The organism is Oleiphilus sp. HI0132 (genome assembly GCF_001635845.1).
The window spans coordinates 1-5,180 of the sequence record NZ_LWGJ01001095.1; the positions used below are offsets into that span (position 1 = coordinate 1).

Here is a 5,180-nt window from a genome sequence, read left to right on the forward strand (position 1 = left end):
GATGTGAATGCGGGTTGTGGGTGTTCGATTCGTTCTCTGGGTACATTGAAAACTCAGGTTGGTAGAATTGAGAGCGGACTATAAAGGATTAACGTTCTGCTGGTGATATGCCGGTACACATACAGAAAGATATGAAGATAAATAAAACAATACCTGTAGTGGGTGCCCTTATACTTTTGTGCAGTGCCTTATCGTTTAGGGTTCAAGCACAGGTCATAATTGAAGAACTGCAGCAGGCAGAATTACCTTTAGCTTTAATACCTGATGCACGTAAGAAAATAGTCTTAAAGCCAAACGGAAACTTAGCTGCTGCGACCAATGCTGATATTGTCGGCGGTCATGCGGTATCGGGTCACTATAGAATCTCTAGCGATACTGAGCAGTCAATTACGATTGATGTGATGAGTACTGAGGACGATCCTAAGATTGTGCTAAAGAACTTTAAGCTGAAGTATCAGGGCGTCACGTATAAAAAACCTCCCGTTACAGGTTTGCCTTCTCCTGGCAGTGGCGAAGACTTATTTATTGGCTTTACCGTGATATTGAAATCCGGGGCCGGTGAAGGAGAGCGCTTCCTTTCTTACACCATCGATGTAATAGAAGAATAGCTGACTCAGTTTAGGTGATTTGCCCTCTCTATATTATAAGCTCACTGCAATGAGTTTTAAGCCTTTGCTAGGGTCGTTTTCTTTGATCTCTGCACAGCTATCTATGATGGTCATTTCTTTGGTTTCTGGGAAACAGTCGCCCAGTTCATCTTTAAACTGCTGATGTGTAACATGCGGATTGTTGAGACTGACAAGTAAAGTGCCATTCTCGTTCAGGCAATCCTTGCACCAGCCAAGTAGTCGCTTGTAGTCCTGCCAGCCTCGAAAGGCCTTTTTTTGGTAGGGCGGGGGATCGGTAATAATCAAGTCAAAGGGGCCGTAAGAAGAAAATTGTTTGCGTGACTTCAATATATCCCGTTTTACAAAATTCGCTTTACCCTGACTGATTCCGTTGAGATTATGATTACGCTGAGCTGTTCGGAGTGCGCCAGCAGACATATCCATATTAATAACTTTCTTGGCGCCACCTTCTAGGGCAAACAAGGAAAATATGCTGGTATAAGAGAACAGGTTCAACACAGACTTGTCCTGTGCATTTTCTTCAACCCATTGCCAACCTGCACGCATATCCAGGAACACGCCGGTGTTTCGGTTTTTTCCTAGGCTCACATGGCTTTTAAGCTTGTCGCTCAGTTTAGCGGTATGCTCAATCGGGAGTTCACACTCGCTTCGTTGGTAGAGAATAGATGTTTCTAACTCAGGCCAACTGCGTGTTTGTATGATGATCGCTGAAATATACAGATTGTTGTCAAATACTTTTTTGAGACTTGCGGCGATATCATCACTAAGACTTTCTGAAAAGTTTTGCACAAATAAATAGGGCGGGTACCACTCAATATTCAGACTGCTTAGCGCTTCAAAGTATTTACCTCTGCCATGGAAAACGCGAGCCGCTCTATCTTGGTAGCGAGATAGATTGCTAAGTAGTTCTTGTTGAAGAATATCGTTCGTTTGTGCTGACATATAGTGGTTCGTTTTTATCTAGGTTTGAGACTTTGGTGCAAAAAAAGGGGAGTCAAATGACTCCCCTTTCGGTTTAGGCTGCGAATTATGCCACAGACAGACTAGGTTCTGAAGAAACGAACCAATTGTTGCATCTTACTCGCCTGGTCACTCATAGACCTTGACGCAGCGGCAGTTTCTTCAACCAAGGCTGCGTTTTGTTGTGTCATCTCATCCATTTGCGAAATGGCCTGGTTGATCTGTCCAATTCCGTTAGATTGTTCTTTGGCAGCAACATTGACGCTTTCTATACGGCGTGCAACTTGCTCTACGGAGTGGACGATGCCATTTAAGGTTTCACCTGTCTGATTGACTAACATTGAGCCTGACTCGACTTTATTGACACTGTCGCGAATAAGGTCTTTGATCTCTTTCGCGGCACTGGCGGAGCGTTGGGACAAGGTTCGAACTTCACCTGCCACCACTGCAAAACCACGTCCGTGTTCACCTGCCCTTGCGGCTTCCACAGCTGCGTTAAGTGCCAATAAGTTAGTTTGGAAAGCTATCTCATCAATGACGCCGATAATGTCATTAATCTTGTTGCTGGATTCAGAAATTTCTTTCATCGCCTCAACCGCCTGATTAACAACTTGTCCGCCTGACTCGGCTTTCACACGAGCATCGTTAGCTTCGTAGTTTGCATCGTCTGAGTTCTTCTCGCTTTCTTTCACCGTACTGGTAATTTCTTCCATGCTGGCAGCGGTTTCTTCCAGAGAGCTGGCCTGGCTTTCTGTTCGGTTGCTTAGGTCGACGCTGCCTTGTGAGATCTCATTAGCGGACTCATTTACAGAGCTTGATATGCCCATGATTTCACTTAGAACAGAACTCAATTTGCTAAGCGTGGCATTAGCATTGTTAGCGATATTCTCAAAATCACCCTGGTAATTAGTAGAGAGTGCCTGACTCAAATTACCTTCAGCCATTTCTTCAAAGAGCTTGCTCATATCAGAAATGAAGGTGTCGGTATTATCGAGTACGTCATTTAGTCCTGTACTCAATTGCTTGAAGAAGCCTTCCTTACCGGCTATAGCGATTCGCTGAGACAAGTCACCAGCTCTTGCAGCGTTTACGATGTTATCAACTTCTTGCTGAATCATGACCTCATTGGTACGGTCGAACCATTCAACGACTGTTCCGATGCGCTCTTTAGCTTCATTCGCAACGGCATTAACGCGCAACTCCATGTGGCGGCCACCGACTTCGATATGAGCCTGGTGTTCGCCGCTCAAGTTATCAAGCACATTGATTTGATGGTTCGGGTTCTTATGGAATTGGTCAATACTCTGGCCCAATAAGTTATCGGTATCGAAGTTGGGTAGGGCTGATTTAATTGCCGCTTCTGCATTTTTGAGTGTTTTGATGACCGCAGGGTTCATATAGACAATGGTACGATCATAATCGGCGACCATCACATTGGCGCTGACATTCTCCAATGCTTCTTTTAAGCGAGCATTCTCGTTTGCTACGCGTAACTCATTCTCACGTTTTATCAATGCTTCAGTGTTATCCTTCCATTCAACAACTGTACCGACACGGTCACCGGACTCGGTCTTAACCGGGTTGACTGATAGCTCCATATGGCGTCGACCAACTTGAATATTGGCTTTGTGTTGAGCGCTTAGATTCTCTAGTAGCTCTTTCTGATGGCTTGGGTTTTTATGGAAGATATCAATTGATTGCCCAAGTAAATTGTTGGCATCAAACTGTGGAAGTACTTGTTGAATATCTTCTTCCGCGATTTTAAGTGTTTCAAGTACGGCATCATTCATATAGACGATGTTTCGCTCGGCGTCTGCAACCATTACGTTAGCACTTACGTTATCAAGAGCTTGTTTCAGGCGTACATTTTCAGCAGCCTCTTGTCTTTCCTGCGCTTGCTTGGCGAGCATCTCTGTTTCGTCTACCCATTCAACAACAGTACCTAAACGGTTGCCGTTCTCGCTTTCAACAGGGTTGGCAACAATTCTGAAGCTGCGGCCACCGACTTTGGCAGTACTTTCATAGCTTTGCGTTAAGCTGGCTAGTAACTGTCTTTGATGAGCCGGATTCTTGTGGAAAACATCAATATTTACACCCATCAAGTTATCGGCAGAGAACTTAGGTAAGTCTTTGCGAAGGTCTGACTCAGCATCCTTAAACATTTTTTCGACCGCATTATTGAGGTAGATGATGTTAAGGTCATTATCTGCCATCATCAGGTTGGTATTGGCAACTTTCAGGGCGCTAGTCACACGGCTGGTTTCTTCTGCTCGGCGCTCGAATTCGCCAATCAATTCTGTTTGCATGCGATCTAGAGCGCTCATTAGGTCGCTGATTTCATCTTGCTGAGAGCTTTGTTCGATATGAACTCTTTCGCCTTTGGCAACGGCATTGGAAACTTCGACAGCGGTATTGAGGCGAGTAGAAAGAGATTTGGAAAATGCCCAAGCGATATAAGCAACGATAGACAGAATAATGGCAGCAATAATGAATACCGATATGGCAAAGGAGCGAATCATATCCCCTGCAAAAGCATGCGCTTCAGCGTAGTCGACTTCTGATAGCAGTGCGAATCGGCTACCTTCAAACTCTAGAGGACCATAAGCAGAGAGAACTTCTTCGCCTCGGTAGTCTGGAAAGATATCAAAGCCACTTTCGCCCCGTAAGGCTTTCTCTACACCGGGAGTACGGATTTCTTGGAAGCCAATGTTGGTGTTTTTAAGATCAATTTGCTTAAGCGTCTTCTCGTTTACGCCACTCTCTTTAAGCGCGCTTAAGAAGTTCTCTTTGTCTTCAACCAAGAAGCGGCTCTTGCTCTGAGCTTTGAATTCTTGAGAAACCAGGTAAGTTTCGCCTGAATAGCCCATACCAGACTTTTCCCATTGTTCGTTATGGGTCATGATTCGGTTCAGCTCATCGATAGGCATTTGAAAAGCCAAAACGGCGATTTTCTCACCTTGTTTATTTACCACAGGGCTTGCCATAAAGGAGGCAGGAGCTTCATAAGATGGCGTATAAGACTGAAAAGAAGTAAAGGCAATGTGGTCAGGGTCACTTGCGTTGGCAGCTTCTTTATAGACTTTAGCTAAGTCACTATTTTTATAAGGCCCGGTAAGTAAAGAGGTGGCGTAATCGAGCTCTTTGAAAACGGAGTAAATAATCTCGCCTGAGTCAATATCGATCAAAAAGATGTCGTAATATTGGAATTCGTTAAGGTGCTTTCTAAACTCCGGGTGATACTCTTTGTGTACCTCATTGTAATCGGAGCTAAAGTCGAGTGAGTCTAAGGCATCTTTTTGACCTAAGGGGTTAGCGTTGTCTGCAATGAAGTGATATTGCATTAAACGGGCTTTATCGCTAATGCTGTTAAGTAAATTGCCGGGAGATAATGAAGAGCCTGGATTGCTCTCGGCATAGGTGGCACCAAATTGCCCGGTGTAATAATCTTCTAACTTGTCAGATATTTCGTTGCTACTGACGGTTTTAGGAAAATCATCATAGCTAGCGATGAAGCCTTCAGCTGAGTCGACGACACTATGGCTTGCAGAGAAAGCTTTAAGCTCATGTTTGATAGTCTGTAGGTAGCTGTGA

Annotated in this window: 3 protein-coding genes; 1 reads left to right on the forward strand and 2 read right to left on the reverse strand. The window is 44.5% G+C overall.

Features of this window, described 5'->3' with window-relative positions:
* Positions 1–131 precede the first annotated feature (131 nt).
* Positions 132–608: a hypothetical protein gene (locus tag A3766_RS14350; protein WP_068554364.1), complete on the forward strand. Its 477-nt coding sequence runs from the start codon at positions 132–134 to the stop codon at positions 606–608.
* Positions 609–641: 33 nt separating this feature from the next.
* On the opposite strand, the gene A3766_RS14355 is transcribed toward A3766_RS14350, so the two are convergent.
* Positions 642–1,571 carry a class I SAM-dependent methyltransferase gene (locus A3766_RS14355; protein WP_068511800.1) on the reverse strand — a complete coding sequence of 310 codons (930 nt, stop codon included), beginning with the start codon at positions 1,569–1,571 and terminating at the stop codon, positions 642–644.
* 101 nt (positions 1,572–1,672) lie between these two features.
* Positions 1,673–5,180, reverse strand: a 3,508-nt coding sequence (locus A3766_RS14360; protein ID WP_068642402.1) for a methyl-accepting chemotaxis protein, incomplete at its 5' end; no start/stop codon positions are given.